Origin of the sequence: Duganella zoogloeoides (assembly GCF_034479515.1) — a bacterium.
Classification (GTDB): domain Bacteria; phylum Pseudomonadota; class Gammaproteobacteria; order Burkholderiales; family Burkholderiaceae_D; genus Rugamonas; species Rugamonas zoogloeoides.
In genome coordinates, this window is record NZ_CP140152.1 from 6,134,570 (window position 1) to 6,152,742 (window position 18,173).

Here is an 18,173-nt window from a genome sequence, read left to right on the forward strand (position 1 = left end):
TATCATGAAAAAAATCGTAGTAGTTGATTACGGCATGGGTAATCTGCGTTCGGTCGCGCAGGCGCTGCGCGCCGTCGCCCCGGAGGCCAACGTGCTCATCTCCGGCGACGTGGCCGACATCGAAACCGCTGACCGCATCGTGCTGCCAGGCCAGGGCGCCATGCCCGACTGCATGCGCAGCCTGCGCGAATCGGGTGTGCAGGACGCGCTGATGCTTGCCTCCCGCAACAAGCCGCTGATGGGCGTGTGCATCGGCGAGCAGATGCTGTTCGATGGCAGCGAGGAAGGCGATGCTGCCGGCCTCGGCCTGTTGCCCGGCAAGGTCGTGCGCTTCCAGCTCGACGGCCAGCTGCAGCAAGACGGCTCGCGCTTCAAGGTGCCGCAAATGGGCTGGAACCAAGTGCAGCAAAACGCGTCTCACCCGATGTGGGATGGCATTGCGGACAATAGCTACTTTTACTTTGTCCACAGCTACTACGCCCAGCCGGAGCAGAGCGCGCATACCGTCGGGCTGACCACGTATGGCGCGCCGTTCAGCTGCGCGGTCGCCCGTGATAATATTTTTGCCACGCAGTTCCACCCGGAGAAGAGCGCCGCGGCGGGCCTGCAGCTGTACCGTAATTTCGTCCGCTGGAACCCTTAACCTTAACTTCCCTAGACCCCAGACCTATCATGCTGCTCATTCCTGCCATCGACCTCAAAGACGGTCACTGCGTTCGCCTCAAACAAGGCGATATGGAACTTGCCACCGTTTTCTCGGAAAACCCGGCCGATATGGCCCTGCACTGGCTCAAGCAAGGCGCGCGCCGCCTGCACCTGGTGGACCTGAACGGCGCCTTTGCCGGCAAGCCGAAGAATGAAGGCGCGGTCAAGGCCATCCTGAAAGTGGTGCAGGAATTCGCCGAAGAAAACGACCTCGACGAAATCCCGGTGCAACTGGGCGGCGGCATCCGCGACCTCGACACCATCGAGCGCTACCTCGACGCCGGCATCAGCTACGTCATCATCGGCACGGCCGCGGTCAAGGAACCGGGCTTCCTGCACGACGCCTGCGGCGCCTTCCCCGGCCACATCATCGTCGGCCTGGACGCCAAGGACGGCAAGGTGGCCACGGACGGCTGGAGCAAGATGAGCGGCCACGAAGTGATCGACCTGGCCAAGAAATTCGAAGCGTACGGCGTGGAAGCTATCATCTACACCGACATCGGCCGCGACGGCATGATGGGCGGCGTCAATATCGACGCCACCGTCAAGCTGGCCCAAGCGGTCAAGATTCCCGTGATCGCGTCGGGTGGCCTGCACAACATCGGCGACGTCGAAGCCTTGTGCGCGGTGCAGGACGAAGGCATCGAAGGCGTGATCTGCGGCCGTTCGATTTACGAAGGCACGATCGACCTGGCCTCGGCGCAACTGCGCGCGGACGAACTGAGCGGCGACCTGCCCGACTACCCGGAAGACTGATTACATGCTTGCCAAACGCATCATTCCCTGCCTGGACGTGACCGATGGCCGCGTGGTCAAGGGCGTCAACTTCACCGAGCTGCGCGACGCCGGCGACCCGGTGGAAATCGCCCGCCGCTACGACGAGCAGGGCGCCGACGAACTGACCTTCCTCGACATCACTGCCACCAGCGACAATCGCGGCCTGATTTTGCACATCATCGAGGCCGTCGCTGCGCAGGTGTTCATTCCGCTCACCGTCGGTGGCGGCGTGCGCGAGGTGGCCGATGTGCGCCGCCTGCTCAATGCCGGCGCGGACAAGGTCAGCATGAACTCGTCGGCCGTGTCGAACCCGCAACTGGTGTACGAGGCCTCGCAAAAGCACGGCTCGCAGTGCATCGTGGTGGCGATTGACGCCAAGCAGGTGTCCCCGGGCAAGTGGGAAGTGTTTACCCACGGCGGGCGCAAGGCCACCGGCATCGACGCCATCGAGTGGGCCGTCAAGATGGAACAGCTGGGCGCCGGCGAAATCCTGCTCACCAGCATGGACCGCGACGGCACCAAGTCCGGTTTTGATTTGGGCCTGACCAGCAGCGTGTCGAACGCCATCGGCATCCCCGTGATCGCCTCGGGCGGCGTGGGTGGCCTGCAAGACCTGGCAGACGGCGTCAAGCTCGGCAAGGCAGACGCGGTGCTGGCAGCGAGCATCTTCCACTACGGCCAGCACACGGTGCAGGAAGCCAAGCGCTTCATGGCAGCGCAGGGCATTCCGATGCGCCTCGATTAAGCAGATAGCGGAAAAACTCATGTCTACCCCAACCAACAACGTGGCCAAGGCCAAATGGCTGAAAAAAATCCACTGGGACGAAAACGGCCTGGTGCCGGTGATCGCGCAGGAGGCCGGCAGCAACGACGTGTTGATGTTTGCCTGGATGAACCGCGACGCGCTGGCCAAAACGGTCGAGCTCGGCGAAGCCGTGTACTGGAGCCGCTCGCGCAAGAAGCTGTGGCACAAGGGCGAAGAGTCGGGCCACACGCAAAAAGTGCTGGAAATCCGCCTCGACTGCGATGAAGACGTGGTGCTGCTCAAGATCGAGCAAGCCGGCGGCATCGCCTGCCATACCGGCCGCCATTCGTGTTTCTATCAAAAATTCGAGGGCGACGCCGAGGGCGGCGACTGGCACAACGCCGAGCCGGTCCTGAAGGACCCGGGCGACATTTACACCAAACCGAAATCGAGCTGAGTTTATGAGCACTATCCTGGACCGCCTGGCCGAGCTGATGGAATCGCGCAAGCTGGCCAACGGCGGCGACCCCGCCACGTCGTATGTCTCCAAGCTGTTTGCCAAGGGCGACGACGCCATCCTGAAAAAAATCGGCGAAGAAGCCACCGAGACCGTGATGGCCGCCAAGGACGCGCGCGTTTCTGGCGAGCCTGACAAGGTGTTGTACGAAGTGGCCGACCTGTGGTTCCATACGCTGGTGCTGCTGGCGCAGTTCGACTTGAAGCCCCAGCAAGTCCTGGACGAACTGGCGCGCCGCGAAGGTGTGTCCGGTATCGAAGAGAAGAATTCCCGCAAGGATTGAGGAGCCCCCGTGGATAACTGCCTGTTCTGCAAGATCGCTGAAAAGACCATCCCGTCCACCGCCGTCTACGAAGACGACGAGTTATATGCGTTCAAGGACATCCACCCGCATGCGCCCGTGCACCTGCTGGTGATCCCGAAAAAGCATTTTTCCACGCTGTCCGACTGCACGCCGGACGACGCCCCGCTGCTGGGCAAAATGCTGGCGCTGGCCCCCCGTCTTGCAGGGGAATTCGGTTGCGCGGTCAGCTATGATGACCAGGGTCAGCCGGTGGCCGGCTTCAAGACCGTCATCAATAGTGGACCGGATGGCGGGCAAGAGGTGTACCATCTGCACATGCACGTGATCGGCGGCGCCCACCCGTGGCGTAACGAACGATAACAGTTACTGCCAGCCTGACAACTGGTCACAAGGCTTGCTACATGACATGCACATGACGCGCGGCGCTTGACGTATACTGTTGCTGCAATTTGAAACAACGGATCAATGGATTAACAGGCGCATGGCGCCGCCAAGGGGAATAAGATGGGTTCGACGAGCTGGATACATTGGGTTATTTTGCTGGTGGTGGTGATTTTGATCTTCGGCACCAAAAAGCTGGGCAATATGGGTGGTGACATCGGCAAGGCCGTCAAAGGCTTCAAGGATGGCGTCAAGGGCAGCGACGAGGACAAGCCGGTCGCTCCGCCTGCGCCTCCGGCCACCCCGAGCACCATTGACGTCGACGTCAAAGAGAAAAACAAGCTGTAAGCCGCAACGGCCCTTCGCGGGGCCGCGCGAGCTGACGCTTCTGTCCTATGATCGATCTCGGTATTACCAAAATGATGGTGATCGGCGTGGTTGCGCTGATCGTCATCGGTCCCGAAAAGCTGCCCAAGGTGGCGCGCATGGCCGGGAACCTGTACGGCCGCGCCCAGCGTTACCTCAACAACGTCAAGTCCGAAGTCACGCGCGAAATCGAGCTCGAAGAACTGCGCAACCTGCAAAAGGAAGTGCAGGAAGCGGCGCACAACATCAAGAGCGACGTCGAAAACTCCATCGCGGAAAACCTCGGCGAGGTGCAGAATGCCTGGCACGATACGCCGGCCATGGAAGATATCTCGTCGGCCTCGACTTCGTTTTCCACGGTGAGCAGCGACGACCTGGCGCGCAAGGCGCGCGAGTTCCGCCGTAAAAAACTGGTGCGTAACTCGGCAGTACCCGGCTGGTACAAGCAACGCCACGGCGGCAAGCTGCACGTCACGTCCGGCGCCGCCCGCGTTGCCCGGTTCCGCCCACGCGGCAACATCCAGAACTCGTTTTACTGATGACTACCCCAAACACAGGCGAAGAGACCTTCATCTCCCATCTGGTCGAACTGCGCAACCGGCTGGTCAAGGCGACCATCGGGGTCGTGCTGGTGGTTGCCGTACTGATGTTCTGGCCCGGCCCGGCGCAAATCTACGACTTCATCGCCCAACCGATGATCAACTCGCTGCCGGTCGGCTCCAAGATGATCGCTACCGGCGTGACATCGCCGTTCCTGGTGCCCATGAAGGTCACTTTCGTGCTGGGGCTGATCATGGCCTTGCCGTGGGTGCTATACCAGATGTGGGCGTTTGTCGCCCCCGGCCTGTACACGCATGAAAAGCGCCTGGTCGCGCCGCTGGTCATTTCGTCGTCGCTGCTGTTCATGGCGGGCGTGGCGTTCTGTTATTTCTTCGTGTTCGGCCGCGTGTTCCACTTCATTGCCCAGTTCTCGCCCACGTCGATTGCGGTCACGCCCGATATCGAGAACTACCTCGACTTCGTGATGTCGATGTGCCTCGCTTTCGGCGCCACCTTCGAAGTGCCGGTGGTGGTGGTGATCCTGGTGCGCACCGGGCTGGTGTCGGTGGCCAAGCTCAAGGAAATCCGTCCGTACGCCATCGTCGGTGCGTTCGCGATTGCCGGCCTGGTCACGCCGCCGGACGCGATGTCGATGTTCTCGCTGGCGATTCCGATGTGCCTGCTGTTCGAACTGGGTTTGCTGGTGGCGCCGATGTTTGTCAAGATGTCAACCGCCCCCGAAGAAAAACAGTCTTAACGGCTGTTGAAACGAGCCCATGGCGTCGTTGCGGCGTCTTGCCGTGCTAGCGCACTGCCTGCGACGCCGCGCCTAGCCACGGACTCGTTGCAACAGCCGTTAGGCAGACGTAAAAAAGCCCCGCAGTGGTAACACTGCGGGGCTTTTGCGTGGTGCTTATTTATTCGTCATCAATTCCCGGATCACCCGCACCGGCGCGCTGCCGTAGCCGAGGAACTGTTCGTGGAACTGTTTCAAATTGAAGTTGCTGCCCAGCGCCTGCTTGCGTTCTTCGCGTAGCGCCATGATCTCGCTGTAGCCGCTGAAGTAGCTGGTCAGCTGCACCGACGATACCTGCACCCGGTGCCACTTTTCGGTGGCCTCGGTGCGGGTCTGGAAGGCCTGGCGGGTCAGCAGGTCGATGGCCTGCTCTTCGGTCATGCCCAGCACGTGCACGCTGTAGTCGAGGATGGTGTTGGTGACGCTGCGCAGGTTCCATTTCGAATACATCAGCCACATTTCCGGCGCGTTGTCGCCATAGCCCGATTCGAGCATCATGCGCTCGCCGTACACGGCCCAGCCTTCGACCATGGCGCCGTTGCCGAAGATCGACTTGACGATCGATGGCGACTTGTTGGCGTACACCAGCTGGGCGTAGTGGCCGGGAATGGCTTCGTGGATGTTGAGGATTTGCAGGATCCAGTGGTTGTATTCGCGCAGGCTGCTCTCGGCTGCCTCGGGCGTGGCGCCGTCGAGCGGGGTGACGTTGTAGTAGGTGCGGTCCTGCGGACGGTACGGGCCCGGCGCGTCGATGCTGGCCCCTGCCACGCCGGCCTGGTAGGCAGGGGTGGCGCGCACTTCGAGTTGCTTGTTCGGGTCGAGCGTGAGCAGGTCGTGCTTGATCACCCAGGCCTGCAATTCGGGAATCTGGCGGCGGATTTCGGCGACGAAGTTTTCGCGCGCGACATGGCGCTCGGAGAGCTTGTCGATCATCCTGCCGATCTTGGCATAGCGGTCGGCCGGTTTTGCCACGCCTGGTAAATACTTGTCCCACATCTCGTCGGACAGGCGGTCCATATTGGTCAGCAGGTCTTCGCGCGCGGCCAGCGCTTTTTGATAGGTCTGCTCGGCGGTGCTGCCCGACTGGATATCGTAGGCGAATTTTTTCTCGTACAGTTCCTTGCCGATGCGGAAGCTGCGGCGGCCTTCGGTGGCCATCAGCTTTTCGCGCTCGGTCAGGTACGTAACGTAGTTGTTCACAGCAGCCAGCGCGGCATCGACGCGCAAGGTGAACTGCTGCTTCTCGGCCGCGTTCAGGATCGACGCCTGCGCCACCTTGTTGACTTCCACCAGCACGGCCTGCACGCCAGGGGCCTGCTTGATCGCCAGCAGCGTGTGCTCGCGCGTGGGGTTGACGATGTTGGCGCGCGCCGCGTCGTAGTACGCCGGAATGCTGGTGATGCGCTTGAGCAGGGTGCGCAGGCGCTGCGGCCGGGACGCATATTCGGTATTGAGGATCAGGTCCAGCGGGCCGGCCACGTTGTAGCTGGCGGGATTCCACTCGTATTCGCGCAGCGTGGTCAGGCGCCAGCGGTCGCCTTCGAGCTTGTTTTGCAGCAGTTGCAGATCGGTGCGCTGCTTGGCGGCCAGCTGCTTGGCGTTGACCTTGCCGAAGCGCTCGAGCCATTCGTCGATGAAGGCCAGTTCGCTGGCAATACCGGCCTGGTCGGGCACGAACAGGGTGGCGGCGGTATCGTACTTGCCGGCGTAGATCGCGCTTTCCGAATCGATGCGCCACTGGGCGTTGAGGAACTGGTTGCTCAGCGCATCGAACTGGCGGTCCTGCCAGCGCTCGGCCAGCACTGCTGCGGGCGCGGCCTTGGCGACGGTCTTGGCCGTGCTTTTCTTGGTAGTTTTGGCCGTATATTTCTTGGTGGTCTTCGTGGTCTTCGTGGTCTTCGCGGACTTTTTCTGGGTCGCGGCGCTGGCCGGGGCAAAGGCGAGGGCCGCCATTACCACCGCCAGCGCGAGTTTTGTCTTGATCATCGTCTATGCAGCCTTGTGTAAAGATGACAAGGCCCGTCTGCGAGCCGAGTCGAAGCGTGGGAGATTATCATTAATCGGCCCGCTTGAGCGACCCTGTTACAAGCTAATACGTGAGCCCCTCTTGCAACATGTTCAACATCTCGCCCGCCGACATGCGGCCCGAGACATCGCTGCCTTCGAGCAGGCTGTCGGCCAGGTCGCGCTTGTGCTGGTGCAGATCGACGATGCCTTCTTCGATCGTGTGACGCGCCACCAGCCGGTAAATGGTCACCGGCCGCAGCTGGCCCATACGGTGGGCGCGGTCCGAGGCCTGGTCTTCCACCGCCGGATTCCACCACGGGTCCATGTGGATCACGTAGTCGGCGGCCGTCAGGTTGATGCCCACGCCGCCCGCTTTCAGGCTGATCAGGAAGACGTCGCCGATACCGGCCTGGAACGCATCGACGCGCTTCTTGCGCTCGTTCATCGGCGTGGAACCGTCGAGGTACTGGTAACCGATATCGTTGGCGTCGAGGTGGGCGCGGATCAGCGCCAGGTGGTCGACGAACTGGCTGAACACCAGCACCTTGTGGCGGTTTTCCAGCAGGCCGGCCAGCAGGTGCGCAAACGCGGCCAGCTTGCTGCTGGCGATGCCCAGTTCCGGCGACACCAGGTTCGGATTGCAGCAGGCGCGGCGCAGCTTCATGATCTCGGCCAGGATCTGGATCGATTTCTTTTCCGCCGGCCCTTCCACGGCCGCCAGCGTTTCCAGCGCCGTGCGGCGCAGCGATTCGTACAGTGCCGTCTCCTCGGCCGACAGGTCCACTTCGAGCGTGATCTCGGTGCGCGGTGGCAGTTCGGTCAGCACCTGCGACTTGGTCCGGCGCAGCATGAACGGCTGGATCAGCCGGCGCAGGCGGTTGCGTGCGCCCACTTCGGCGCGGTGGTCCTGCGGCTTTTCGATCGGTGCGGCAAAGCGCAGGTTGAACTGCTCGATGCTGCCCAGCAGGCCCGGATTGATGAAGCGGAACAGGTTCCACAACTCGCCCAGGTGGTTTTCCAGCGGCGTGCCGGTGCACGCCATGCGGAAGTCGCCATTCAAGGCCATCACCGCCTGCGAGCGCTTGGTGGCGCCGTTCTTGATCGCCTGCGCTTCGTCGAGCACGATGGTGCGCCACTTGACACCGGCAAACAGCGCCGCTTCCAGCTGCAGCAGGCCGTAGCTGGCCACCACCAGGTCGTACGGCTGCAAGGTGGCCAGGGTGTCGGCACGGTCGCCGGCGCCGAACATCTTGACGTTCAAGGTGGGCGCAAAGCGCGCCGCCTCGCTCACCCAGTTCAGGCACACGGAGGTCGGGGCGATCACCAGGGTAGGGCCGTCCGGCGCGCGCGACAGGATCAGCGCCAGCGCCTGCAGGGTTTTACCGAGGCCCATGTCGTCGGCCAGGCAGGCGCCCACGCCCCAGTGCGCAAGGCGTGCCAGCCAGTTGAAGCCATCGACCTGGTAGTCGCGCAGGTCGGCCTGCAAGGTGGACGGCAGCACCGGCTCGAACACGGTCTGCTCGGCCATGCGCGCCAGGTGCTCCTTCCACAGCTTGTCGGCCTTGACGCCACCGACGTCGTCGGCCAGTTCTTCCAGGGCGAACGACGCCAGCGGATGCAGGCGCACGCCGTCTTCGGTCAGCTCGCCGTAGGCCGAGACTTCGCGCAGGCGCCGATGCAGTTCGTCGGCCAGCGCCAGGAAGCGGTTTTCGCCCAGTTCCACGAAGCGGCTTTTGCTTTTCTGGACCAGTTCGAGCAGGGTGCGCAAGTCCATCACCTTGTCTTCGTCGATCTGCACCTGGCCGCTGGCGGCAAACCAGTCCTTGTTGCTCTTGATGGCCAGGCGCACCTGCTTGGTTTCCACCTTGGCCGTGACGCGGAATTTCTCGCCCTCGGGCCAGGCGATGACGATGCTCTCGGGCGGCAGCTCCTGCAATTCGGTCAGCAGTTGCAGGCACAGCGCCGGCTGGCCCAGCAACCATTCGCCGTGTTCCTGTTCGGCGGATTCCAGCACCGGGCACTTGGCGACCAGCGCGCGTTCGGCGTCGCGCTCCTCGACCAGCTGGCGCCGGGCCTGCATCGGTTTGCCGCCGGCGTCGGCGATCACGCTGTCGGCGCCGTCGCCAGGGGCGTAGTAGGCGCCGTTGGGTAGCGGCCGCACCAGGATCTGCATCTTGAGGCCATGCTGGTACGGTAGCAGGTGCACGTGCAGGCGCATGTCCGCCTCCACCTGCTCCATGTCGGGCGCGGCGCCGCCGATGTCCGATTGCACCGTCACCAGCGACGAAATCGAGCGGATCGCGTGCAGCACCTGTTCTTCGGCGTGGGCCGGCACGTTGAGGGCGTCGCCGACGATGGCACCGATGCGCCGGTGCTCGTCCTGGATGGTGACCACGCGCAGGCGCGTGGGCGTTTCCTTGGTCACGATCACGGTGGCGCTGTCGTCGGGAATCGGCGGGTGCAGGCGGATTTCGAGGTTGCCCGCGCTTTTTCGGATCAACAGTTCCGGCTCGCCTGCCAGCAGTTCCACTCGCATGTCCGGTGCATCGGCCCAATACAGCAGCGGGTGGCCCACCAGGGCGGCAACCGCGCGCTGCGGGTTGACTTCATAGGCCATGCCGCTCGACGTGTAGCCGCGATGCGATACCGTGATCGATTCGGTGGCGCGCACGTCCTGCGGCGTGAGGAAGTCGAATGCCTCGGTCTCGAAACGCAGGCGCTTCAGGCTGGCCGCGCGGCCTTTGCTCCAGATGCCGCGCGCATCGCGCTTTTGCTCGACCGGTGTCACTTCCGTTACGCCCCAGCGCGGCTGGTACTCGAGCAGCCACACCAGGCGCGACGCCTTGCCGGCGCCAGCGACAGCCGCGCCCTCGGGTTGCTGCAGGTTGATCAGCGCCGTGAGCTGGCGCTGCCAGCCTTCCTGCCGCTCGAACCAGGTGGACAGGTCGGGCAGCGCCAGGCGCGCGCGCAGGGCGGCGCCGCGCTCGGACATCCCGACATTGCCCAGGTGGCCCAGCAAGGTGGCTGCCTGCGCCGCGATGAAGTAAAAACCGGCGCGGTCCGATTGCTCGAACAGTTCCTGCAACTGCAGCTTGCGCTCGCCCAGGTGCGGCACCGACAGCCAGTAGAACAGCAGGCACTGGAACAACTGGGTTTGCAGGTCGGGGTCCCATGCCAGGTTGCCGATGGCGTCGGCGGTCATGGTGCCGGCGCGGACCTGGCGCAGCAGGTCGAGCTGCTGGAAGATCGCGCTGCCCCGGTTTTGTGGCATGCGTACCGCGATCTCGAGGTAGGCTTGCACGCTTTTCTGGTGCTTGGGGTCGGGACTGCGCAGCAGGGCGGCCAGGTACAGGTAGCTGCCGAAGCCGTCGAACAGCTGCTTGCGCTTGCCGGTCTCGCGGCGCAGCGTCTTCAGTGCCACCTCAAAACCTGCCAGCGCCGCGCTGCCCGCACCCTGCAACAGCACCACGGTGCTGGCGAGGAACTGGCTGTCCGGGCCGGCCGTGCGGTCCAGGTAACGCCTGGCGTCGTCGATGCGTCCGCCCAGGATGGCGTCGGCGGTCAGCGCCATGCGCAAGGCCGGGGCGACAGTGTCGTTGGCCGCCTGCCGGCGTTGCAGGTGCTGTTCGCAAAATTCGCGGATGCCCGGTGCGGTTTGTGGTTCGTACTGGGCGTTGTGCAGCAGGGTGGCGAGGATATCGTCCTGCATCAAAGGGTGTACGCGCGCCAGCATGCCTGCCTCGAACGGGCGCCCGAAGATTTCCACGATCGGATGCAGTTGCGCCGCCTCGTAGCTGTTCTGGCAAAAAGCCAGGATCGGCGCCAGTTGCTGCGGCGCCTGGCCGCGCAAGAGGCCCATGCGCAAGAGCGCCATGCCGGCGCGGTAGCTGCGCGGCTCGTAGCCGCCCCAGGTCTGGCGCAGCGGCACCAGTTCCATGTAGGCCGCGCACAGGTCGTCGAGCGCATGGGTGCCGATGGCCGCGCGGATGGCGGGCCAGCGCAGCTTGGGATTGCATATGTGGCCGCGTCCCACCACCACGCTGATGAAGGCCAGGCGGTCGAGCTTTTGCATGGCGTCGTCGAGCGTGAGCACGGTGTAGCGCTTGCCGTCGGCGTTTTCGATGCGGGCGTGCTTGAGCAGGTCGAGGATGGCGGTGCGTCCTACCGGCTCGCCGATCAGCGCCAGCAGCGCCAGGATCATTTTTTCATTGAATTCCAGCGCATCGAATTCGTGCTGCAAGGTGGTCTCGGTCATTCTCGGTTGGGCAAGTTATCGATGTGAACCGGCGCCGGCGCGGCTGCATCGTGCAGGCCGAACATGCGCTGGTAAAAATACAGTTCCGCTTCCAGGGTGCGCACGATGTTTTCGCCCTTGCGGAAGCCATGGCCTTCGCCTTCGAGCGGCACGTACGCCACCGGCACGCCGCGTGCGCGCAGCGCATCGACCATCATCTCGGACTGCTGCGGCGGCACCACCTTGTCATCTAAGCCCTGGAAGAAAATCATCGGGCGCTTGAGGCGGTCGGTGTGGTTGATCGGCGACCGGGCCTGGTACAGCGCCTCGGCCTGCGGCTGCGGCGCAATCAGGTAGGCATTGTAGTGCGATTCGAACTTGTGCGAGTCCTGGTCCAGCCCTTTCAGATCCGAGACGCCGTAGTAGCTGGCGCCCAGCTTGAACACGTCGTGGAACGTCAGCGCGCACAGCGTGGTCAGGCCACCGGCGCTGCCGCCCCGGATGATCAGGCGGTCGTTGTCGGCCAGTCCCCGTTCGACCAGCGCGCGGGCGCCGGCCACGCAGTCTTCCACGTCCACGATGCCCCACTGGCCGCGCAGCAAATCGCGGTAAGCGCGGCCAAAGCCGGTGCTGCCGCCGTAGTTCACGTCCAGCACGCCGAAGCCCCGGCTGGTCCAGAACTGCGTGGCCAGTTTTAACGTGTTGACGGTCATGCCGGTGGGGCCGCCGTGGCTGATCACGATCACCGGCGGCTTGTCGCCGTCGGGCGCGGTGACAAGCGCATTGCGCGGCGGGTAGAAGAAGGCGTAGGCGGTACGGCCGTTGCTGGCAAACTCCAGGTTCAGCGGCACCGACAGGTTGGCTTCGTCGGGCAGGTCCTCGATCGACTGCGCCAGGATTTCCACGCCTTCTTCGGTGAAATCGATGCGCGCCAGTTCCAGCGCAATGGTCGGGCTGCCGGCCAGCATGGCGACATAGCCGGGCGCCACGCGCAGTTCGCGGATTTCCTCGTACGGGTTGGAGAGCGGTTCGAGCTTGCCGCTGGCCGGCAGCAGGCGCGCCAGGCGGCTCACGCCCTTGTCGATATAGGTGCAGATGATTTCGCCAGCCGAGCGGAAGCCGTACATGCTGTTGCCGAAGGTCCAGTGCGGGCCGCCGAACTCCGCTTCCATCGGGCACAGCGCCTCGATTGCCTGATCGCCGCCCTGGCGGTACAGGTTCCACCAGCCGCTGCGGTCCGAGACGAAATGCAGCAGGCCGTCCGGCGACCACTCGGGCTGGCAGATCGATTCCTCGGCGCCGCCCGCCACCTGCACCGGGGCTGACAGCGTGCCGTCCGGGTTCACGCCGGCGCGCCACAGGGTGGTGCCCTGCCACGGCATGCGCGGGTGGTCCCAGCTGAGCCACGCCAGCGTGCGGCCGTCCGGCGCGAGGCGCGGCGACGAGTAAAAGTCGGCGCCTTCAACCAGCACTTGTTCAACGCCGTCGAAGTCGAAGCCGAGCGCGCTGATGGTATTGACCGGCTGCGCGTGGTCGTTGCCATCGTCTGCGTGCAGTTCGCGCACGCCGATCAGGCGCTCATGCGCGCGGTCGAGCACGAAGTCGGCAAAACGGTGTTGGCCACCCTGCGACAGCGCCACCGGCACGGCGTGGTCGGCGTCGATGGCCAAGCGGTACAGGCGGTTATCGGCAAAATGCGAGAAATACACGGTGGCGCCATCGACCAGGTACGCGCCGCCGCCGTATTCGTGGACGCGGGTGCGCACGTTGAACGGTGCGGGCGTGAGTTCCTGTGTTTCGGCGCCGTGGTGGCGCAGCAGGGTGTTGCGGCCGGCTTCGGCCGCGCGGCCGGCCAGCCAGAAGATGTCGTTGCCGTCCGCGCCGCCCACCTGCAAGCCGGACATCGGCGTGGCGCCGGCCGCCACGCGCGCGGCGGTAATCGTCGAGGTCCAGGTGCCGTAGGGGGCGATGGTGGGCGTGGCGGTCATGGCATCTCCAAAAAAGGGTGATCAAAGAGGCAAGCTTCCAGCGAAAGCGCACCCGGAGTGCGATAATAATCCTTTCGCCGCCATTTGATGATCACCGATGCCACAATTCGCCCCGCTCCAGAATGATACTTTCCTGCGCGCGCTGCTGCGCCAGCCGACGGACCACACCCCCGTGTGGCTGATGCGCCAGGCGGGGCGCTACCTGCCGGAATACCGCGCCACGCGCCAGAAGGCCGGCTCGTTCATGGGCCTCGCTACCAATCCCGACTACGCCACCGAAGTGACGTTGCAGCCGTTGGCCCGCTTCCCGCTCGATGCGGCGATCCTGTTCTCGGACATTCTGACCGTGCCCGACGCCATGGGCCTGGGCCTGTACTTCGTGGAGGGCGAGGGCCCGAAGTTCGAGCGTCCGCTCAAGACCGAGGCCGAAGTGCTGGCGCTGCGCGCGCCGGAACTCGATTCGCTCGACTACGTGTTCAAGGCCGTCACGCAAATCCGCACTGAACTCAATGGCCGGGTGCCGCTGATCGGTTTCTCGGGCAGCCCGTGGACGCTGGCGTGCTACATGGTCGAGGGCCAGGGCTCGCGCGAGTTCCACACGATTAAAAAGATGCTGTACAGCCGCCCGGACCTTATGCACCACATCCTGTCCACCAACGCCCAGGCGGTGGCGGCCTACCTGAATGCCCAGATCGACGCTGGCGCCCAGGCCGTGATGATCTTCGACTCGTGGGGCGGTGCGCTGGCCGATGGCGCCTATCAGACCTTCTCGCTCGACTACATGCGCCAGGTGGTGTCCTTGCTCAAGCGCGAAAAGGACGGCGTCAAGATTCCGGCCATCGTCTTCACCAAGGGCGGCGGCCAGTGGATCGAACAGATCGCCGACACCGGCGCCGATGCCGTGGGCCTGGACTGGACCGCTAATCTCACCCGCGCGCGCGCCGCCGTGGGCCACAAGGTGGCGTTGCAGGGCAACCTGGACCCGGCCATCCTGTTCGCCAACCCGGAACAGATCGTGGCCGAAGTGCACAAGGTGCTCGACGCCTTCGGCAAGCCGCAGGACGGTAACGGCCACGTGTTCAACCTGGGCCACGGCATTTCACAATTCACGCCGCCGGAAAGCGTCTCGGTGATGGTGGAAGCGGTGCACAGCTACAGCCGGGCGCAACGCGCCAGCTAAGGGCAAGTTCCAGGGAAGGGGCACGTTTCCTCCGGGGACGTGCCCTTTTTGCTTGGTGCACCCGGGCAAGCAAACCGACTTATGCACAATTTTTTCTGCTGCAAAAATAACAGGCACTGCCAATCTCCGCCCCGGGCATGCGCTTGCAAGTGATTGATTTTTATAGGTAAAATTTGTGTCATGAAAGGCATGGTTGCTCTTCAATACCATGTTGCACACAATCGTGGAGCACGTTATTTTGCCATTCTCCACAAAGTTATCCACATAAACTGTGGATAAAAAATAAAAGGTCTTAGTAAACCGGGACTTAGCGCATGGTTGGGGATAATGTCGCTGCCCGGGGCTGTTTATAGTCCGCCTGGCATGCTAATTACTTTACTTATGCACAGCGGCGCATAAATACCCGGTTTAAAAGCCCCTCTATGGTGTATTTTTCAAGTGGTTGATTTTAAAGGAATTTAATTGCGACATTTCCCTGTTTGCCGACGCTAGCATGGGTGATGTCACCACTTTCTGTAGGTTAAGATTCCTTTGTCCACAAAGTTATCCACATAAATCTGGCACATGACTGCACTCTTTCCGCACTGCATCTTGCGCATCGCGCTCGACACGCCGCTCAATGCTGTTTTCGACTATCGCTGGCATTGCGAAGCCGACGCGCGGCCGCAGGTGGGGCAGCTGGCGCTGGTGCCATTCGGCTCGCGCGAGGTGACCGGGCTGATCGTGGAGGTGCTTGATGAGACCGACGTGCCCGAAGCCAAGCTCAAGGATGCGCTGGCCGTGCGCAGCCAGTTGTCGCCGTTGTCGCCGCAATGGCTGGCGCTGGCCGGCTTTGCGGCCGACTACTACCAGCGCCCGCTGGGCGAGGTGGCGCTGCCCGGCCTGCCCAAGAACCTGCGGGTGAGCACCACGGTGGCGCTGGACCGGGCCATTAAAAAGCTGGCCAAAAACGAGGCGCCGCACGACGCCACGCCCGCCAACCCGCCGCCGCTCAATGCGCAGCAGCAGGAGGCGGCCGACGCCATCGGCGGCGCCACCGGCTTTACCCCTACGTTGCTGTACGGCGTAACCGGCAGCGGCAAGACCGAAGTGTATTTGCAGGCCTGCGACCAGGTGCTCACGCGCGAGCCGCACGCGCAAATCCTGATCCTGGTCCCCGAGATCAACCTCACGCCCCAGCTGGAAGGCAATATCCGCGCGCGGTTCCCGGGTGTGATGCTGGCCACCCTGCACAGCAGCCTGTCCGAGGGCGAGCGCATGCTGCACTGGCTGGCCGCCCACCAGGGCCGCGCGCGCATCGTGCTCGGCACCCGGCTGGCCATCCTTGCGTCGCTGCCGAACTTAAAACTGATCGTCATCGACGAGGAGCACGACCCGTCGTACAAGCAGCAGGAAGGCTTGCGGTATTCGGCGCGCGATCTGGCCGTGTGGCGCGCCTGGCAGCTGCAGATCCCGATCGTGCTGGGATCGGCCACGCCATCGCTGGAAAGCTGGCACCACGCGCAGTCGGGCCGCTACCGCAAGCTCGAGCTGCGCGAACGCGCCGTGAAAAACGCCGTGCTGCCGCAGGTGAAACTGCTGGACATGGAACGCGACAAGCCGAAAGACGGGCTGACGGCGCAGCTGGTGGCGGCGCTCAAGCTGCGCATGGAGCGCGGCGAACAATCGCTATTATTCCTCAACCGCCGCGGCTACGCACCGGTGATCTGCTGCGAGTCGTGCGGCTGGATCAGCGAATGCACGCGCTGTACGTCGTTCATGGTGCTGCACCGCCCCGAACACCGGCTGCGCTGCCACCATTGCAGCCTGGAGCTGCGCATTCCGCGCCACTGCCCCACCTGCGGCAACGTCGATCTGCAGCCGCTGGGGCGCGGCACCCAGCGTGTCGAAGAAGGATTGCAGGCGCTGTTCCCGGAAGCGCGCGTGCTGCGCATCGACGCCGACTCCACCCGCAAGAAGGGCAGTGCGCAGGAAGCGTTCGACACCGTGCACCGGGGCGAGGTCGATATCCTGATCGGCACCCAGATGGTGGCCAAGGGCCACGACTTCAAAAAACTCACCTTGGTCGGCATCCTCAATCCCGATACCGCGCTGTTCTCGCAGGATTACCGCGCCAGCGAGCGCCTGTTCGCGCAGCTGATGCAGGTGGCGGGACGGGCCGGGCGGGCCGGGCGCACCGAGAACGGCAGCGAGAGCGAAGTGCTGATCCAGACCCGCTACCCCCAGCATCCGCTGTACGGCGCGGTGGTCAACCACGACTACGACCACTTCGCCACCGCGCTGCTGGAAGAACGCGAACAGGCGGCGCTGCCGCCATACCTGTTCCAGGCGCTGCTGCGCGCCGAGGCGCGCGAACTGGCCACGGCGCTGGAATTTTTGACGATTGCCCGCGATTGCCTGGCCCACCCGAACATCACCATCAACGACCCGATCCCGATGACGATGACGCGCGTGCACAACGTCGACCGCGCCCAGTTGCTGATCGAATCGCCATCACGCCCGCAGTTGCAGGCGTTCCTGAAGCAATGGATGGACATGCTGCGCTCGATGAAGACCAGCCGGGTGAAGTGGTCGCTGGAAGTGGACCCGCTCGATATCTAGCCGCAAAAAGGCGCATGGACGCCTTTTTTGTTTTCAGGCAGTTACGTTTGCAGCAATACCCGCCGCGCTGTCGCCACCAACTGTTCGCTCAGGATGCGCGTAAACGGCGTATCGAGCTTCCATGCATGCCAGTTCAATGCTACGTCCACGTGGTGACCCGGCGCCAGGTCGATTAACCGGTCCTCGGCCAGCGCGCGCGCCACCTGCGGCAGCGGCATCAGGCCGTAGGCCAGGCTGCCGTAGAGGCATTCGAGGCTGGCGGCCGACGGCGGCATGGTGTGGTGCGGGTACGGGCCTTTCAAATCGAGCACGTCGCGCAGGAAGCCGGCCGTCATGTCGGCGTCTGTGGTCATGGCCGGCGCCAGTTGCGCCGCTTCCACGATAAAACCATCGCCGAACCAGTGGCCCGCAAACACCGGGGTAGCCACGCACACGTAGCGCATCACCCCCAGCGGCGTAACCGTCGGACCGGCGCCGCTGCCACCATTTGCCGGCTGGTCGTCCGGGCCTGCCGCTGCAACCGCGCCAAATACGCTACCCTCCCGCACCAGATGCAGGGCCTTGGCACGGTCGGCCTGTTCGATATTGAGCTGGCAACGGGGCGGCGACAGCAACGGCTGCAAACTGAGCGGCAACCACGTGGCCAGGCTGGCCGCATCAACCGCCAATCCCACCTCGGGCATGCTAATCTTGTTGCCGAGATCGATATCGAGCGCCGCTTCCATCAATTTGACGTTGCGGTGGTGCGATACCAGCCGCTGTCCGAGGCCGGTGGCCACCGCCGGCTGGCCGCGCACGACCAGCAGCCGGCCGGCCGCGTCTTCCAGCGCCTTGATACGCTGCGACACGGCCGACTGGCTGATGCCCAGCGCCAGGGCGGCTTTTTCGAAGCTGCCCTGGCTGACGACGGCATCGAGCACGGCCAGCGAACGATAATCGAGGTGGTCCATAAGCTGTACTTATAAAATTTTAAAACAATAAGCAATACTAATTGATTTTGCCGCACAGCAAATATTTTGTGTTTCAATCGGA

The 18,173-nt window shown here is 63.6% G+C and carries 15 protein-coding genes; 11 read left to right on the forward strand and 4 right to left on the reverse strand.

The genetic code is table 11. From position 1 onward, the window contains the following. Nucleotides 1-4: 4 nt before the first annotated feature. The 9 genes from hisH to tatC all read left to right on the forward strand — a co-directional run bounded on the left by hisH (nt 5) and on the right by tatC (nt 5,092). Complete coding sequence (gene hisH, locus SR858_RS26935) at nt 5-643, forward strand: imidazole glycerol phosphate synthase subunit HisH (protein WP_026637699.1); 639 nt, start codon at nt 5-7, stop codon at nt 641-643. Between the two features lie 29 nt (nt 644-672). Beyond that, nucleotides 673-1,461: a 1-(5-phosphoribosyl)-5-[(5-phosphoribosylamino)methylideneamino]imidazole-4-carboxamide isomerase gene (gene hisA, locus SR858_RS26940; RefSeq protein ID WP_026637698.1), complete on the forward strand. Its 789-nt coding sequence runs from the start codon at nt 673-675 to the stop codon at nt 1,459-1,461. Between the two features lie 4 nt (nt 1,462-1,465). Continuing rightward, on the forward strand, nt 1,466-2,227 hold the full coding sequence (gene hisF / locus SR858_RS26945; protein WP_019924120.1) for an imidazole glycerol phosphate synthase subunit HisF: 762 nt from the start codon (nt 1,466-1,468) through the stop codon (nt 2,225-2,227). A gap of 19 nt (nt 2,228-2,246) precedes the next feature. After that, entirely contained in the window at nt 2,247-2,684 is a 438-nt protein-coding gene (hisI, locus tag SR858_RS26950; protein ID WP_019924119.1) for a phosphoribosyl-AMP cyclohydrolase, read from the forward strand. Between the two features lie 4 nt (nt 2,685-2,688). Then, a complete protein-coding gene (locus SR858_RS26955) occupies nt 2,689-3,027 on the forward strand; it encodes a phosphoribosyl-ATP diphosphatase (RefSeq protein WP_019924118.1) in 339 nt (112 codons plus the stop codon). Between the two features lie 9 nt (nt 3,028-3,036). Next, nucleotides 3,037-3,408: a histidine triad nucleotide-binding protein gene (locus tag SR858_RS26960; protein WP_019924117.1), complete on the forward strand. Its 372-nt coding sequence runs from the start codon at nt 3,037-3,039 to the stop codon at nt 3,406-3,408. A gap of 144 nt (nt 3,409-3,552) precedes the next feature. After that, on the forward strand, nt 3,553-3,777 hold the full coding sequence (tatA, locus tag SR858_RS26965) for a Sec-independent protein translocase subunit TatA (protein ID WP_026637697.1): 225 nt from the start codon (nt 3,553-3,555) through the stop codon (nt 3,775-3,777). A gap of 47 nt (nt 3,778-3,824) precedes the next feature. After that, nucleotides 3,825-4,334, forward strand: a complete 510-nt coding sequence (gene tatB / locus SR858_RS26970) for a Sec-independent protein translocase protein TatB (RefSeq protein WP_019924115.1) — start codon at nt 3,825-3,827, stop codon at nt 4,332-4,334. Further along, nucleotides 4,334-5,092: a twin-arginine translocase subunit TatC gene (tatC, locus tag SR858_RS26975; RefSeq protein ID WP_019924114.1), complete on the forward strand. Its 759-nt coding sequence runs from the start codon at nt 4,334-4,336 to the stop codon at nt 5,090-5,092. Before tatB ends, tatC begins: the two co-directional genes overlap by 1 nt. A 156-nt stretch (nt 5,093-5,248) precedes the next feature. Here tatC and SR858_RS26980 read toward each other — a convergent pair whose 3' ends face one another. The 3 genes from SR858_RS26980 to SR858_RS26990 form a co-directional block, all read right to left on the reverse strand. Continuing rightward, the gene (locus SR858_RS26980) at nt 5,249-7,117 is read right to left on the reverse strand and encodes a DUF885 domain-containing protein (RefSeq protein ID WP_019924113.1); all 1,869 of its coding nucleotides are present in this window, start codon (nt 7,115-7,117) and stop codon (nt 5,249-5,251) included. A gap of 103 nt (nt 7,118-7,220) precedes the next feature. After that, a complete protein-coding gene (locus tag SR858_RS26985) occupies nt 7,221-11,393 on the reverse strand; it encodes a DEAD/DEAH box helicase (protein ID WP_019924112.1) in 4,173 nt (1,390 codons plus the stop codon). After that, nucleotides 11,390-13,360 carry a dipeptidyl-peptidase 5 gene (locus SR858_RS26990; RefSeq protein ID WP_020647640.1) on the reverse strand — a complete coding sequence of 657 codons (1,971 nt, stop codon included), beginning with the start codon at nt 13,358-13,360 and terminating at the stop codon, nt 11,390-11,392. Before SR858_RS26990 ends, SR858_RS26985 begins: the two co-directional genes overlap by 4 nt. 97 nt (nt 13,361-13,457) lie before the next feature. On the opposite strand from SR858_RS26990, the gene hemE reads away from it, so the two are divergent. Together hemE and SR858_RS27000 are read left to right on the forward strand one after the other, a co-directional pair. Further along, nucleotides 13,458-14,540, forward strand: a complete 1,083-nt coding sequence (gene hemE / locus SR858_RS26995; RefSeq protein ID WP_019924109.1) for a uroporphyrinogen decarboxylase — start codon at nt 13,458-13,460, stop codon at nt 14,538-14,540. A 564-nt stretch (nt 14,541-15,104) separates the two neighbouring features. Beyond that, nucleotides 15,105-17,141 (forward strand): primosomal protein N', encoded by a 2,037-nt coding sequence (locus SR858_RS27000; RefSeq protein WP_019924108.1) that lies wholly within the window; start codon nt 15,105-15,107, stop codon nt 17,139-17,141. Between the two features lie 41 nt (nt 17,142-17,182). Here SR858_RS27000 and SR858_RS27005 read toward each other — a convergent pair whose 3' ends face one another. Beyond that, nucleotides 17,183-18,091 (reverse strand): ArgP/LysG family DNA-binding transcriptional regulator, encoded by a 909-nt coding sequence (locus SR858_RS27005; protein ID WP_019924107.1) that lies wholly within the window; start codon nt 18,089-18,091, stop codon nt 17,183-17,185. Nucleotides 18,092-18,173: the final 82 nt, after the last annotated feature.